A 14,256-nucleotide genomic window follows, 5' to 3' on the forward strand; every position below is an offset into this window, starting at 1 on the left:
TGGCGAAACGGGAAATATGAAGAAAAACCAACCGACATTACTAACTGAAGGTTGTATCTAATCCTGGGGGCAGGTCAGCACTGTTATCTTCATAGCCTCTGTTATCAGTCAATATTTAGTCAGTCCTAAGTGGTCCCGCAGATGGGTTCCTTCATATTCGGTACGAAATATGCCTCGTCGTTGCAGTTCCGGCACTAGAAGTCCAGTTAATGCCTCTACCCCTGTTGGGAAATGAGTGGGTACTGCAAGGAATCCATCACAGGCATCGGCATCAAGCCAGGCTTGCATCTGATCGGCAACCGTGGCTGGGGAACCGATGGCTTTAAGGTAGCTGCCTTCCGCGAAGTAGCGGGCAGTTTCAAGGACGGAGAGATTTTTATCGCGGGAAATAGCCATAATTGCGTCCCGGTGCGATTTTCCCGCGTTTGATTCAGGCAGTTCTGGTACCAGTTCATTAAGGTCAAACTGGCGAAAATCTACCCCACCCGCTAGGGGTTTCAGATTACTTAGGGCAATATCATCTGGAATCAGGGCTAACATTTGATCGGCCAGTTCTCTGGCCTTCTGGTCTGTTTCGGCAATGATGGGAGTAAGCCCCACCAGGATTTTGATTGAATCAGGTGAGCGCCCGAATTCCTGAGCGCGCCGACGAATGTCATCACGAAATGCGCGCCCGCCTTCGATGGTGGATTGCAGTGTAAATACCACATCAGCTGTTCGTGCCGCCAGCGCCCGGCCGGGCTCTGAGGCACCAGCCTGAAAAATAACAGGTCGCCCTTGTGGGCTGCGCCCCATCGGAAGTGGACCACGAACCTTAAAATGCGTCCCCTGGTGCTGAAGAAAATGCATCTTATCAACATCGAAGTAAACACCGCTCTGCTTATCCCGCGTGATTGCATCCTCATCCCATGACTCCCAGAGGCCGTTAACAACATCAACGAACTCTTCCGCCCTTCCATAACGGTCTGCGTGGCCAACATGGGCATCCAGGCCATAGTTTTGCGCTTCATCTTCGTTAAAGGAAGTGACTAAATTCCATCCCGCGCGCCCCTTGCTTATAAAATCGAGCGTTGAGAACCGACGCGCAATGTTGAACGGTTCGTTAAATGTCGTCGTGGCTGTGGCAGCCAGGCCCAATCTTGAGGTATGGGCTGCGAGAAGCGGCAGCACCATCGTAGGATCAAAGTGAATTGAACGGGGGTTAGCCGCGCCGTATTTATCACCCGCCAGGATGTCATTACTGCGACGCACGGCGGCCTGGTCTTCGAAAAAAATGGCATCCAATTTGGCGGCTTCTGCAAGCTGTGCGGCGTGCACCAGATGGTCGATGTCCAGATCTATCTCTGGAATGGCGTCCGGCAATCTCCAGGCTCCGAGGTGATATCCCGGGAAGAGAAACAAGGCTAAATGAAGCTTCTTTTGTGTCATAAACTCACCTCTTATTAATACTGTGCCAAAGCGCGATCTCATCGCCTGGATGATTAGCCTGTGCATTGCCATGGCAGTATGTGTAATTTAAGGTGTACTAATCCATCAGCATAAATGCACGTACCCGTTGCATAAAACTATACAGGGTCGCCACGAGTCCGTTTTCCCGTTTTGCAGCCTACTTTATGGAAGTTGCGCGCCATGGAAGTCTTCGAAAAGCAGCGGAAAGCTGCACGTTTCCGCGTCAGCCATTAATCGGCAGATCCTCCAGGCGGAAGAAAATCTGGGTATACCTTTGTTTGAGCGACTGCCGGGGGGCATGCGTATGACAACGGCAGGTGAACTTCTCTACACCGACCTACTCCGCTGGCAACGTGACTTTAACGTGACAAAACAAAGATTTGATGACATTAAGGGGCTCAGGCGCGGTAAGGTCAGTATCGGGCTGGTTCAGGCTTTGACGGAGGGGCAACTCTGTGACGAGATTTCTGCCATTGCTCAAGAGCATAGCTGGCTGGATCTCCAACTAAATGTTGAAAGCAGCGCGGTAGTAACACAACAGGTACGGGATTCCGAAATTGATTTTGGACTGATACTCGACCCGGAAAGCGTTGTCGGACTTGAAGTGTTCGCCTTTGCAGAGATTGAGATGGGCATCGTTCTGCCGCCTCAGCACAGGTATAAAGATAATGTGGCGCTTTCCCTATCTGACCTGAATGAGGAAAAGCATATTCTTCCAGGTAAATCACTGGTCGTTCACGAACGTGTCCGATCAATTTATGCCCATGCACGTCAGGTGCCCGAGTCAGCAATCTCCTGCAATGATATTCGCCTGATTAAAGCGCTCATTGCGGGAGGAGCCGGAGTGAGTGTGCTGTGCTGGCTCGACGTCATGGAAGATGTCAAAGCGGGACGTTTACATTTTGTTCCTCTAAAGAACAGGCCGCTGCGTCCGCTGATTCTAGGACTATGCATTAACTCTACAAGACAGCTGTCCCGGGCTCCTCATCACGTGATGAAACGCCTGTCTGTTGTCATTGAGGCCTTATGACTTGTTCCCCGTGGACTTCGCCTCGTCGACGTTGCGTACATCGCGATTTTTAGCCCTGGCTGGACATCATTTGGCTAGCCTGATAACAAACGAACCATCTTCTTTTTTGATTTTGGCTCCTCGTTCTGCCCAGCGATCCGCAAGTTCAAAAAACTCATCGGCACTGATATTAAAATCCAGCACCACCTCCCTGAATTCACCACTTTTCAACAACGCGTTCGCTTTTTTAAAGGACTTTGCAGTTGCGCTTTTCATGGATTTTATTCTCCTAAGTTTGAGTGGGCGATTTTTGTTCAATGCAGGATATCTCTGGTTGGTTCTTTAGTCGCAAAAAAATGCGCCACCGGGCGCATTTTCATCCTTAGGATGACCCGCTACAGAGCCCCCTTCCCCTGAGAGTGAGCATTCCATTCTTTAATTTCGCAGACGACCTGATTATGTTAATAAACATATACCGCATCCAACGGGCTATGCATTAACACCCCAAAACGAGGTTAAGGATGATTTCACTGGGTTTTGTGTCAAAGAAAATGCTGACTAGTTGGGGTGACGTTCCGCCCTACCTGCCTGATTTCCAGTTCCACGAAAAACACAGTGCGGTAATCCAAACCACCAGCCCGGAAAAGATCATGCCGCTTATCAAGGCCTTCGATCTTGAGCAGGATGCGGTGATCCGGGCATTGATGTCGATACGACAGTTGCCGCGTAAACTGCAAAGAAAGGCCCCTGTATCCCAGGATGATCAATTCGGTCTGCAAACCTTCACGCTTCTTCACGCCTCTGCTTTAGAACTTTGCTATGGGTTAAGAGGCGAGTTTTGGCGTGCCGACTTTGGCTTGGAAAAGATTTCAGACGCTGAAGAGTATCAGCAGCCCGCGCGGCCGGGTGCTGCAAAGCTGTTGCTGCGCTATCAAGTTAATATCATTAATGGCAGCCAGTCCGAACTTATTACGGAAACGTTCATCCACTGCCCCGACAAAGCCTCTCATTTTAAGATGGCAGCTTATTGGCTGGCGATCAGAGCGGGAAGTGGGTTGATTCGACGCAGAACGTTGAGCGCCGTTAAGCGGGAGTTAGAAAAATATTCAGATAAGGAAACGAGATGATTTCGCAAGAGAATGCTGAGCATTATGTCTGGGGTGATAACTGCGACGGTTGGTATTTAGTCAATCGTCAGGACATGTTGATTATTCATGAGAAAATGCCTCCTGGCACCTGTGAAACACGTCACTTTCACTCCGTATCCAGACAATTCTTTTTCGTTCTGCAGGGCGTCCTGACGATGGAACTGGAAGGTGAGAAACACGACATCATGGCCAGCAGGGACTGGAAATCGCCCCAGGTGCAAAGCATCAGGCCAGGAACGATAGTGAATCTCCAGTGGAATTTCTTGTTATCTCCCATCCAACGCCACGAGGGGACCGTACTGATCTTTCAGCATGCTGAGTTTCAACGATAATGAACCCTCAACCCCAATGAAGGCAGGCCATGAATCACGAAAAAGAAGCTGACCATATTATTGACCTGTATCGGGAAGGTGCCGAAGTCTGGGATAACCATCGCATTAAGCACTTTATCGAGCAGCACTGGTTGGCGCGTTTTCTGGATCTGATTCCCGCTGGCGGTGAGATCCTGGATGTGGGCTGCGGCGCGGGTATTCCTATTGCGCAGCACTTTTTGCAGCAGCAATTCAAGGTCACTGGGGTGGATGCTTCCGAGCCGATGATTGCCCGCTGTCGGGAAAGGTTCCCACAGGCGCAATGGCATATTGCCGACATGCGCACGCTGGCACTCGCGAAGGCTTTCAACGGCATCATCGCATGGGACAGCTTCTTCCACCTGACGCGCGATCATCAACGCGCGATGTTTCCACGTTTTGCTCAGCATGCCCAGAACGGCGCGGCATTGATGTTCACCAGCGGGCACGGCGACGGCGAAGCAATGGGCACTTTCCTTGAACGCCCGCTCTATCATGCCAGTCTGGATCACGATGAATTCCGCCAACTGCTGTCGGATAACAGTTTCAGCGTGGTTAATCAGGTCACCGAAGATGCCACCTGCGGTGGCAGGACGGTGTGGCTGGCTCAGAAAAACAAAACTGCTTAAAGCGCAAAATCGACGTGCTGGCCGCCAGGCATATTTACGCCAATCGTTAATTGCCCGCCCAGCGCCTCAACATAACGCTTTAAAGTGGCAATTTTCAGATCTTCGCCGCGCGCTTCAATTGCAGCAACCGACGGTTGAGCGATTCTCATCACCGCCCCTCAATCATCCCCCACATCCCTGCAAACACCCCGCTCAGACTTTTGTTTCCCACTTCCGAAAGGTGGTTATCGTCGCGATACAGCGGCACATTCTCCCTGGCTCCGTAGCAGTAACGGCTGTCACACAATCCCTGCGTGGCATCCAGCAAGGTGATGTTAGGTGAGAGCGCCACGATCTTGTTGAGCATTGCCAGCGCGTCCTGATGACGTAATTGATACTCAGCGCGAGATTGCTGAATGGTCAGCACTTTGCCGCGCATCGCATCGCGTGACATGCGATAAATCACGTCATAACCGAATTCCGGCACCGGCGTCATGATAAAGACGCGATGATGGCTGGCGAGCTGTTTCACTGCGGCGCCAAAATGCTGTTGGTAGGCGGCAACAGAACTGCCGTCCTGCCTGAAGCTATAGGTCGGTGCGCTGCTGCCGCTGCCATATTCGCCGTGCAGATAAAACGACATGCGATTGATGATCAATACCGATGCGTTGGGGTATTTGCGTTCAATATCAGCCATTGCCGCTTTTACAAAGCCACCGCAATCAGGGCTGGCGCTGCGTTGAATATCCGGCACTGAAGGACAGCCAGACTGTGCGATGAACACCACGCCATCCTGCGTTCCCGCGCTGGCCACAATCGAGGACAACATGGCGGCGGCGTGGCTATCACCCAGCACCACCAGATTCACCCTTCTGGCATCGCCAAATACGCACTGTGGTGATGTGATGCCGCTAAGTACAAAGCAATTTTTAGCCAGCGCAAAGCGTTGCTGTGAATAGTGATCGATTGAGGCCACCACGGCGGGCGCGCGCGAAGGGATTCCCGCCCTCGCAACGATCGTCACACCGAACAACATCACCACAGCAGCCTGTCCCAGCGCGATAAAGGTTTTCCGGCTGAACCAGCTTTGCCTGTTCTCAACCCAGACGTAAGAAGCCCAACCGGCAGCCAGTGACAGTAGGATCAGTAATACCTGGCTGACGAACGTGACCGGCCAGTCCGCCAGATGCCAGAACACCCACAAGGGCCAATGCCATAAATAGATCGAATAAGACGTTTTACCGATGTGCTGCATCACGCGATGATTTAACCACCGACTGTTCTGTACCCCCGCATGAAGGATCAGCGCGGTGAACATCACCGGTATCAACGTCATGATGCCGGGCCACGCGATATTCTCATCAAATATCAGCGCACACAAAATCAGCGCCAGAATACTCAGTGGTGGAACCCAGCCCTGCCCGCTCAGTCGTGTTTTAGGTGCCAGATAAACTAATCCGCCAACCAGCATTTCCCACGCGCGGGTGGGCAACAAATAATAGGTGGCGGTGAGATGAAAATCAGCAGCAACCATCGCCAGCACCAGGCCAAACGACAACAGCGCCGCTATGCTCATCACCCAGGCAAATTGCTGGCGCAGGAAACGCGCGGTGAACATCAACGCCAAAGGTAATAACAAATAAAACTGCCACTCAACGCTTAACGACCAGGTATGCAGCAGCCATTTATATACCGATCCGGTATCAAAATAACCGCCCTGTTTGAAATAGACCACATTGGATATAAAGCTGAGGCTGGAGACCGCATGCTCCGCCATGCGTTGATACTCGTCTGGCGGCATCAGGAAATAACCCATCAACATTAATATTGCGCACAGCACCATTAATGGCGGGATAATTCGTCTGCAGCGCGCGGCATAGAAAGCCATCAGTGAAAATTTCTGATGATTAAGTCGCGAGAGAATAATTCCCGTCATTAAATAACCAGAAATAACAAAGAACACATCCACACCGAGGAATCCTCCGCTCACCAGGGGAAAACCAAAGTGGTAGAGGATGACTAACATAACCGCATAGGCACGCAGCCCGTTTATGTCAGAGCGGAAATTCATTGGGATGATCCCTGAAAGAGGTTTTCAGGATAATGTAAAGATTGTGGTAAGGCGCGGCAATCGATGAAAGGTCTGTCATTTCATCGCCATCATACGAGAAATGGAACTGTGCACCCGATGATTTATCTCAAGGTGATCGAATGACACCTCGAATTATCATCAGGTTGTCAGAGGTAAAAAGAGGAACACCTTAACGAACTGATTATTGACTTAAATGAAATGAGTTCTGGATATTCAGAATAGTGGCACACTCTCATCAGCCGATATTAACGTTCCAGCATAGTGAATTGTTAAGGTTTATCTGGTGCTAATACCGAAATCGCCCCCTCAATTAAACGATAGTGCGCAGGCGTGCGGCCAATAATTTCCCCATCAGCATTAATGTCATGCGTACGCCGGGTGTGCAGGCTAAATTGAGTGCCGCTCAGCGTACGCACGCTGCCCCAGCGACCATGCGTGCCACGGCGCAAGGAAGGAAAAAGCGCCAGAATTTGCCACCAGTGGCGCACTTCGAGGCTATAAGCATCCAGACGACCATCATCGGGTGCAGCATCCTTGTCTATCGTCATCCCACCGCCGTAAAAGCGGCCGTTGCCCACCGAAAATTGCACCGTTTTAATTGCTTCCTGCTGGCCATCATAATGCAGCATGGCGCTGAACGGGCGGCTTTGCCGCAGCAGACGTAATGCGGCCAGCGCATAACCTGCTGTGCCCCACTTTTTCTTGGCTGCTGCGGTGAGATTGCGTGCCAGACTGGCAGAGAAGCCTACGCTGGAAACGTTCAAAAACAGATGGCCGTTGACTTCACCCAGATCGATACGCCGCGTGTGCCCTGTGACGATGATGTTGATTGCTGCATCCACATTAAAAGGAATGCCTAATGTACGGGCAAAGTCATTGGCCGTGCCGAGCGGTAAAATGCCCAGCGGCAAGCGGGATTGCATCAGCCCTGGTGCCGCTGCATTCAGCGTGCCATCGCCGCCGCCGACAATCACCACATCCACCTGATGCTGATGCGCCAGAATCAATTCACTGTAACTGCGTTCATCATCTTCGTGCGGGGTAATCAGGGAATAGCCTGCTGCCGATAATTGCTGATGTGCCAGATCCGCCCACTGCGCACCGCGACGTGCCCGACGATTGACCAGCAGTAGCGCGCGCCGCTGCTCAGGTTGAGCACCAGAATGGGTCATTTCGATATTTCCCTGAAATTAAATGCATCAGGCCAAAGTAAACAGAGATAACGCAACTGGCAATCTTCCTTAGATATCTTTACACCCATAATAAGATTTATCTATATCTGAAAGTTATTAAGATCCCCTTAAGATTTTTGTGCTTCACTTATTCACTGGCGAACACCAGATTTGACGCATTGCGTTAGCACAATACTCTCAATGAGCAAGGGTGAATTATGCTGATAAAACTGAAGCGCACCAGAACACACGTTGAAGATCGTAATCTCGCCCTTTGCCTGGCCACATCAGCGGGATTATTGAACGCCATGGCGTTAGCCGCTTTTGGCTTTTTCCCCTCGCATATGTCCGGCAACATCGCACAAATATCCAGCGATTTGAATGAGATGGATATACGTAATCTTAAAGTCTTCATTGCCATGATTGGTGCCTTTGTCACCGGTGCGGTGGTGGCAAGGATTTCGGTGGTGCTTGGCGTAATTAATGGGCTACGCACCATATTTAGCTGCATTCTATTGGTTGAAGGCGTGTTATTAATATTGACGTCGCTGTTCGAGATCTATTATTTCTCATCGAATAATAACGCAGAAATATTATTACTACTGGCATTTTTAATGGGTGTGCACAATTCCACCTCGACGCAACTTTCGAACGGCCGCGTACGATCGACCCATATTACCGGCACACTAACCGATGCAGGTATCTCTATCGGTTCGGTATTTGTTGCATTATTACGCCGCGATCCCTCCAAAAACATCCGTGCCTTTAAACAGCAGCTGAATACCCATCTGGTGACCATTTTCTCCTTCCTGACCGGTGGAATTGTCGGTCTACTGATCTTTAATGCGTTAGGCTTCGGATCGCTGATTGGCCCCGGATTGATTCTGGTGGTAATTGCCACGCTTTCGATCATTTGCACGCTTTATAAAGTGAAGCGTCGCGGTTACGCCAAAGCGATTCCTTCTTAAGACGGAATCAGCAGTAGTCATTCTGCGATGCTGGCGATATAACAAAAGCAGGACAATCTCATCGCAGAGGACGACATGGCGCTTTCACACGAATTGATTTTAATCTACACCACCTATTTTGTTGCCACCGCCAGCCCTGGCCCGAGCAATATGGCGATCATGGGCACGGCGATGAAGAAAGGACGCGGTGCCGCACTGGCGCTGGCAAGTGGTGTGATCAGCGGTTCGATGATGTGGGCGCAGCTGGCAGCCTGCGGCGTGTTAACCGTACTGGCAACCTTTGCTCAGCTCTTGATTGTGCTGAAAATCGGCGGTGGCTTATATCTGCTGTGGCTGGCCTATAAGGCGGGTAAATCGGCTTTACGCCGTCCTGATGCGAATGAATTCAGCGCCAGCGGCGACAAAGTCGCCTTTATCAGGCTGTTTCGTCAGGGTATTTTGATGCACGTCGGTAATCCCAAGGCGATTTTGACCTGGGTGGCGATCATGTCGGTGGCACTGAAACCGGATGCAGCGACTTCAACCTTACCGATGATCATCGCCGGTTGTGCCACGATCTGCGTGCTGGTGTTTTGCGGCTATGCGCTGTTATTCTCCACTGCGGTGATGGCGGCCTTTTATCGCCGTATCCGCCGTGGGCTGGATGCGCTGCTGGCCTGCTGCTTCGCCGTTGCGGGATTAAAACTGGTGTTCAGCCGGAGTTAAACGTGAGCGGTGCTGACAACACAGCAGCACCGCATAACTCATCAGGAGTTGTTTGGCGCGGCGGCCTGGGTTTCGCTAAAGGTCGGCTTCTGGCGCGTCACCGAATAGACCACGTTTTTCGGGCCTTTGGTGTCGGTGGTCACATCCACCGACGCGATGGTCACCTTGCCAAAACCAAACAGCGTCTGCACGTAACCACCGATCTGGTGTTTACCTTCAGCAACGCGAATCTCTTTATTCTCGCCTTTCTGCAACAGCCCGGCATCCTGACCATCTACCGTCACGTAAACGGATGAGCCGTCATCAGTGCGGGTGACCAAATGCGATACGTTAATCACCGTAGGGCCACTATCAAACTGCGAAGGAATGTTGTCATTTTCGATGGGGGCAGCGGCTGGAGCGTCAGCTTGCGCCGTAGCGTTGCTATCTGCGGCGTGGCGTGCACAACCGGTAAGCATAAGTGCGGCCGTCAGAGCGGCCAGAGTGAAACGCGAAAACATCGTGACGAAAAACCTTTTGCTAAATGAGAAGCGATTATTTTAGCGTGCCTCGCGGAGTGATGACAGTCACACAAATCCAGTATTTTCCGAAAACCTGTCTCCAGGTGTTTCATCTGCAGGAACACAGCACGGAATGCAAATGGGTAAAACCAGGGCACCCGCAAGGACGCCCTGCCTTATCACGCTTACCAGCTGTAGCTGACAGATGCCACAATCGAGCGACCGCTGCCGTAGAAGCACGCACTGGTGTTGCTGCAGGAGGCAACATAGTGCTTGTCGGCCACGTTGTTCACGTTCAGCTGAAGCGTGGTGCCACGCAGTGAATTCGCCGCTTCGCCCAGCTCATATTTCGCCATCACGTCATACAACGTGTAGTGCGGAACCTTGTCCTGACCGATGGAATCCGCCCAAGCGGTGCCGGTGTAACGCACACCGCTGCCGAGCGTCAGACCGTTCAGCGCACCACTCAGGAAGCTGTAGCTGCCCCAGGCAGATGCGGCATGGCGCGGAATGCTGGAAGGCGTTTTGCCAACCTGCGCCGCGGTGTTGCTCTCTTTGGTTTCTGCATCGGTAAAGGTATAAGCCGCCATCACCTTAATTTCGGGGGTAATTTGCGCGTGCGCTTCCGTCTCGATACCTTTGGACTTCACCTTACCGATCTGCTCGTTGTAACCCAGTTCGCTGTTGTAAGAGGTGATGTTTTTCTGCGTGATATCAAACGCGGAAACGGTGAACACTGCATCCCAACCCACTGGCTGATATTTGATACCGATCTCCGTCTGTTCACCCGTAGTCGGTGCGAACGGATCGCTACCCGGCGCCCCGGTGCTCAGGTTCGGTTCGAACGAGGTGCTGTAGCTGATATACGGCGACAGGCCATTATCGAAGGCGTACAACAGACCGGCACGGCCGGTGAACTTGCTGTCATTTTGCTGGGTGGAGGTGTTCTCAATGCGATCCTGCGTGCGCACTTCTGACCAGTCCTGGCGACCGGACAGCAGCAGATTCCATTGATTCCATTCCAGCTGATCCTGCAAATACACGCCAACCTGATCGAGCTTTTTGCGCGTGCTGGTGTTCAACGCCAGATCGCTCTCATTGATCGTCACGCTGGTCGGATTCGCCCAGTCGAGAATGTACTGATCACCGCTGTCGCGCCACAGTTTGTTATCGACATCGCTCCATTTGTAATCCAGCCCGCCCAGCACGGTATGCGCAACGTTGCCAGTATCGAACGTTGCTTTCACCTGGTTATCAATGCCCAGTTCTTTGGACTTGATTTTGTCATGCTGCGGACGACGGTTGATCTGATGGTCACTGCCATCAACATCGAAGGTGTACACCAGGTATTTGTACGACTCATCCATGTTGCTGTAACGCATATTCTGCGTGAAGCTGATGTTGTCGTTAAAGTTATGCTCGAAGATGTAGCCAACAGAAGTCTGCTCGCGTTTCGCTTCGTTAAAGCTCGGGTCGCTGACGTTGAAATCGTAAGGAATGTAGCCCGCGCTGGTATTAAACAGTGTGCCGTTGGCAGGCAGGAAGTTACGATATCCGGCCTTTGGCTCGTTCTGATACATGGTCAGTAAGGTGAAACTGGTGTCCGCGTTGGGCAGCCAGGTCAGCGCCGGGGCAATCGCCATACGCTGCTGTTTGTTATCTTTCACGAACTCATGTTTGGTGCTGGCGATACCGTTGAGACGATAAAACAGCGTGTTGTCGTCATTCAGTTTGCCGCCGAAATCAAACGCCGCTTCGCCCAGATGCTGATTACCGGTGCTAAGCTGAACTTTATGAATGCTCTGCGCGGTTGGGCGCTTGCTGGTCATCGCGATGACACCGCCGGGGTTAACCTGGCCGTACAACACCGATGCCGGGCCATGAATCATCTCCACACGCTCCAGCAACCATGGGTCGATCTGTCCTGCCGCGCCAGCCTGGCCGGATAAGCCATAGCTCAAGCCATCGAGGAATTTCGGTGCATAGCGGAAACCACGCGCGATGATTTCATCGTTACGGTTCGAGTTGCCACGGTAGTTGGTCAGCACACCGCTGGTGTAGCTCAGTGCATCCGCCACCGACGGCGCTGCCTGATCGTCCATCTGCTCACGCGTAATCACCGAAATCGATTGCGGGGTTTTACGCAGTGGCGTTGAGGTTTTGGTACCTGCAGCGCTCTCTTTCGCCACATAGCCTTGCAGTGGAGACGTCACGCTTTCACGCGCATCTGCATTCACGGTGATGGTCTCTTCTGCCGCGACGCTGAAAGTGGCAGGCGCCACCAGCAGAATTGAGGCCAGTGACAGGTGAAGACGGGAGAATCTGAACGGAAGTGCCACAGCAGGTATTGCTAAATTTTTTGCTTTAACGGACATAGTTGCCATCTCTATTTCAAACTGCCTTGTCGATGAAATAATCCGTCCATTCCCCTTCACCCAATGGCGAAAGCTGTAACGGATTGAAATATAACTTCCTCTGGTCAAACGCGGCCCTGAATCCCCCTTAAAAGCCTATTTCAGAATAATCATCTGAAAAATAGGGGATTTATTCGGCACAAAAATAATATTGCAAATGTAAATCGTTATCAATAGCATTTGCATTACGTTTGTTAATGTAAAGTCTTTGAAGAAAATGTGGAGAGAGATTGCAGGATGTTTCTCAGTGACCCAGAACAAATGACGCAAATCTGGTTGCCCACTGGAACAGTTACCCAGTGGTTACAGCAGGACGATCTCGGCAGCCATCGCTGGTGGGAACAGCTTCATCAGGCGGGTACGCCGGTGATTGAGCATGAGGCAGATGGCGAAACGCGCATGCATTTCTTCTGGCGCGATCCAGAAGGCCGTTCCGAGTTATCGTCTACCAAAAAGGTTTATATCGATATAAACGGCGTCACCGATCATCACAGCCAGGCGCCTGAATCCCTTGTTCGCGTCGGCAACAGTGATGTCTGGCATTGGTCGACGCAGATCGAATCTGACTGGCGCGGCAGCTATAGCCTGATCCCGGTGACCGCTGAGCATTTGCCCCCGCTGTTCTGCGGCAGTGACGAAACCTGCCGGGTGCTGCAACGCAAATGGTGGATTTCGCTGATGCCACTGGCGATCCCCGACATGCTGAATCCTTCGCCCCCGTTTCTGAGCAGCCGCCGTTTTGCGCTGAGTAATGCGCATATGCCCGAGGCGCCTGATCAATCCGCCTGGCAACAGCTGGATGCCGGTTTAGCCGAAACCTGGCCGGATGGCCTGCAAACTTTGCAGTGGCACAGCGATCTGCTCAATGTCACGCGTCACGTCTGGCTTTACACCACCGGACAGACTGCGCAACCGGATCAGCGCCCGCTGGCGATTCTGCTGGATGGGCAGAATTGGGTATACGGACAGCCGATTTTCAGCGCCCTCGATCAGGTCACCGATGCCGGCGAACTGCCGCCTGCCTGTTGGTTGTTTATCGACGTAATCGATAGCCAGCATCGCGAGGTTGAGCTGCCCTGCAACGAAACCTTCTGGCAGGCGGTGCAACAGGAACTGTTGCCGCTGGCCCGTCAGCATGCCGCGTTCAGCAGCGATGGCTGCCGCACGCTGGTGGCGGGGCAAAGCTATGGTGGCCTCGCGGCGCTGTACGCCGGTCTGCATTGGCCAAAGCGTTTTGGCCGCATCCTCACGCAATCCGGCTCGTTCTGGTGGCCGCATCTGCAATACATCCGCGATTACGCTAACCGTGAACGGCACGCTCCGGGTCTGCTGTTGCAGCGCTTACAGGACAACGCCCTGCCCGCTGGCAAGCTGAAGATTTTCCAGGAAGTCGGCGATCGCGAGCAGGACATGTTGTTCGTGAATCAACAAATACGTCCCGCGCTGGAAGCCGCCGGCCACGAACTGTTTTTCCGCTGCTACGCCGGAGGGCACGACGCGCTGTGCTGGCGCGGCGGCTTGATCGACGGCTGCCGCTGGCTGCTGGCCGATCTTCCCTCTGACCCAACCTCAAAAGGTAACCACCATGTCTGAACAACAAAATCCGTTTGATAACGACGCGCTCAATTTTCTGGTGCTGATCAACGCGCGTCAGCAGTACAGCCTGTGGCCCGCATTTGCTCAGGTGCCTGCGGGCTGGCAAAACGTGGCGGGACCGCTGCCGCGTGCCGCAGCGATTGAGTACATCGAAACACACTGGCAGGACATGCGACCAGCGACGCAACAGACGTCGTCCAGCGCACATTAATTTTTCGCTTTTTAACTTTTCCTTTTTTCGATTT

12 protein-coding genes and 3 pseudogenes are annotated in these 14,256 nt (G+C 52.3%); 8 read left to right on the forward strand and 7 right to left on the reverse strand.

The genetic code is table 11. From position 1 onward, the window contains the following. Window positions 1–108 precede the first annotated feature (108 nt). On the reverse strand, window positions 109–1,428 hold the full coding sequence (locus JK231_RS11900; protein ID WP_166932654.1) for an LLM class flavin-dependent oxidoreductase: 1,320 nt from the start codon (window positions 1,426–1,428) through the stop codon (window positions 109–111). Window positions 1,429–1,613: 185 nt separating this feature from the next. Between JK231_RS11900 and JK231_RS11905 the strand changes: the two are divergent. Beyond that, window positions 1,614–2,479: pseudogene (locus JK231_RS11905) on the forward strand (LysR family transcriptional regulator). 66 nt (window positions 2,480–2,545) lie between these two features. Here JK231_RS11905 and JK231_RS11910 read toward each other — a convergent pair. Further along, entirely contained in the window at window positions 2,546–2,734 is a 189-nt protein-coding gene (locus tag JK231_RS11910; protein ID WP_211728633.1) for a hypothetical protein, read from the reverse strand. Window positions 2,735–2,979: 245 nt separating this feature from the next. Here JK231_RS11910 and JK231_RS11915 point away from each other — a divergent pair, with 245 nt between their 5' ends. The 3 genes and pseudogenes from JK231_RS11915 (at window position 2,980) to JK231_RS11925 (ending at window position 4,585) form a co-directional block, all read left to right on the forward strand. After that, on the forward strand, window positions 2,980–3,585 hold the full coding sequence (locus tag JK231_RS11915) for a hypothetical protein (RefSeq protein WP_211728634.1): 606 nt from the start codon (window positions 2,980–2,982) through the stop codon (window positions 3,583–3,585). Next, a pseudogene (locus tag JK231_RS11920) lies at window positions 3,582–3,925 on the forward strand (cupin domain-containing protein). The gene JK231_RS11915 and the pseudogene JK231_RS11920 overlap by 4 nt, the downstream one beginning before the upstream one ends. Before the next feature lie 42 nt (window positions 3,926–3,967). Then, a complete protein-coding gene (locus JK231_RS11925; RefSeq protein WP_097118826.1) occupies window positions 3,968–4,585 on the forward strand; it encodes a class I SAM-dependent methyltransferase in 618 nt (205 codons plus the stop codon). Here JK231_RS11925 and JK231_RS11930 read toward each other — a convergent pair. The 3 genes and pseudogenes from JK231_RS11930 to JK231_RS11940 form a co-directional block, all read right to left on the reverse strand. Next, a pseudogene (locus tag JK231_RS11930) lies at window positions 4,582–4,728 on the reverse strand (transcriptional regulator); the annotation flags it as partial. The gene JK231_RS11925 and the pseudogene JK231_RS11930 sit on opposite strands and share 4 nt — an antisense overlap. 5 nt (window positions 4,729–4,733) lie before the next feature. Beyond that, a complete protein-coding gene (locus tag JK231_RS11935) occupies window positions 4,734–6,635 on the reverse strand; it encodes an acyltransferase family protein (RefSeq protein ID WP_211728635.1) in 1,902 nt (633 codons plus the stop codon). Window positions 6,636–6,925: 290 nt separating this feature from the next. Continuing rightward, on the reverse strand, window positions 6,926–7,828 hold the full coding sequence (locus tag JK231_RS11940) for a lipid kinase (protein WP_097118824.1): 903 nt from the start codon (window positions 7,826–7,828) through the stop codon (window positions 6,926–6,928). 218 nt (window positions 7,829–8,046) lie between these two features. Here JK231_RS11940 and JK231_RS11945 point away from each other — a divergent pair, with 218 nt between their 5' ends. Both JK231_RS11945 and JK231_RS11950 read left to right on the forward strand, forming a co-directional pair. After that, window positions 8,047–8,796, forward strand: a complete 750-nt coding sequence (locus JK231_RS11945; RefSeq protein ID WP_211728636.1) for a YoaK family protein — start codon at window positions 8,047–8,049, stop codon at window positions 8,794–8,796. Between the two features lie 75 nt (window positions 8,797–8,871). After that, window positions 8,872–9,501 carry a LysE family translocator gene (locus JK231_RS11950; RefSeq protein WP_211728637.1) on the forward strand — a complete coding sequence of 210 codons (630 nt, stop codon included), beginning with the start codon at window positions 8,872–8,874 and terminating at the stop codon, window positions 9,499–9,501. Window positions 9,502–9,542: 41 nt separating this feature from the next. On the opposite strand, the gene JK231_RS11955 is transcribed toward JK231_RS11950, so the two are convergent. Together JK231_RS11955 and JK231_RS11960 are read right to left on the reverse strand one after the other, a co-directional pair. After that, window positions 9,543–10,001 carry a hypothetical protein gene (locus JK231_RS11955; protein WP_211728638.1) on the reverse strand — a complete coding sequence of 153 codons (459 nt, stop codon included), beginning with the start codon at window positions 9,999–10,001 and terminating at the stop codon, window positions 9,543–9,545. Window positions 10,002–10,186: 185 nt separating this feature from the next. Beyond that, a complete protein-coding gene (locus JK231_RS11960) occupies window positions 10,187–12,376 on the reverse strand; it encodes a TonB-dependent siderophore receptor (protein ID WP_211728639.1) in 2,190 nt (729 codons plus the stop codon). A gap of 276 nt (window positions 12,377–12,652) precedes the next feature. Between JK231_RS11960 and fes the strand changes: the two genes are divergently transcribed. Together fes and JK231_RS11970 are read left to right on the forward strand one after the other, a co-directional pair. Beyond that, window positions 12,653–14,008 carry an enterochelin esterase gene (fes, locus tag JK231_RS11965; protein ID WP_211728640.1) on the forward strand — a complete coding sequence of 452 codons (1,356 nt, stop codon included), beginning with the start codon at window positions 12,653–12,655 and terminating at the stop codon, window positions 14,006–14,008. Beyond that, window positions 14,001–14,222: an MbtH family protein gene (locus JK231_RS11970; protein WP_211728641.1), complete on the forward strand. Its 222-nt coding sequence runs from the start codon at window positions 14,001–14,003 to the stop codon at window positions 14,220–14,222. The genes fes and JK231_RS11970 overlap by 8 nt, the downstream gene beginning before the upstream one ends. Window positions 14,223–14,256 lie beyond the last annotated feature (34 nt).

Source organism: Pantoea sp. JGM49 (genome assembly GCF_018257655.1).
In the GTDB taxonomy this organism is placed as follows: Bacteria; Pseudomonadota; Gammaproteobacteria; order Enterobacterales; family Enterobacteriaceae; genus Pantoea; species Pantoea communis.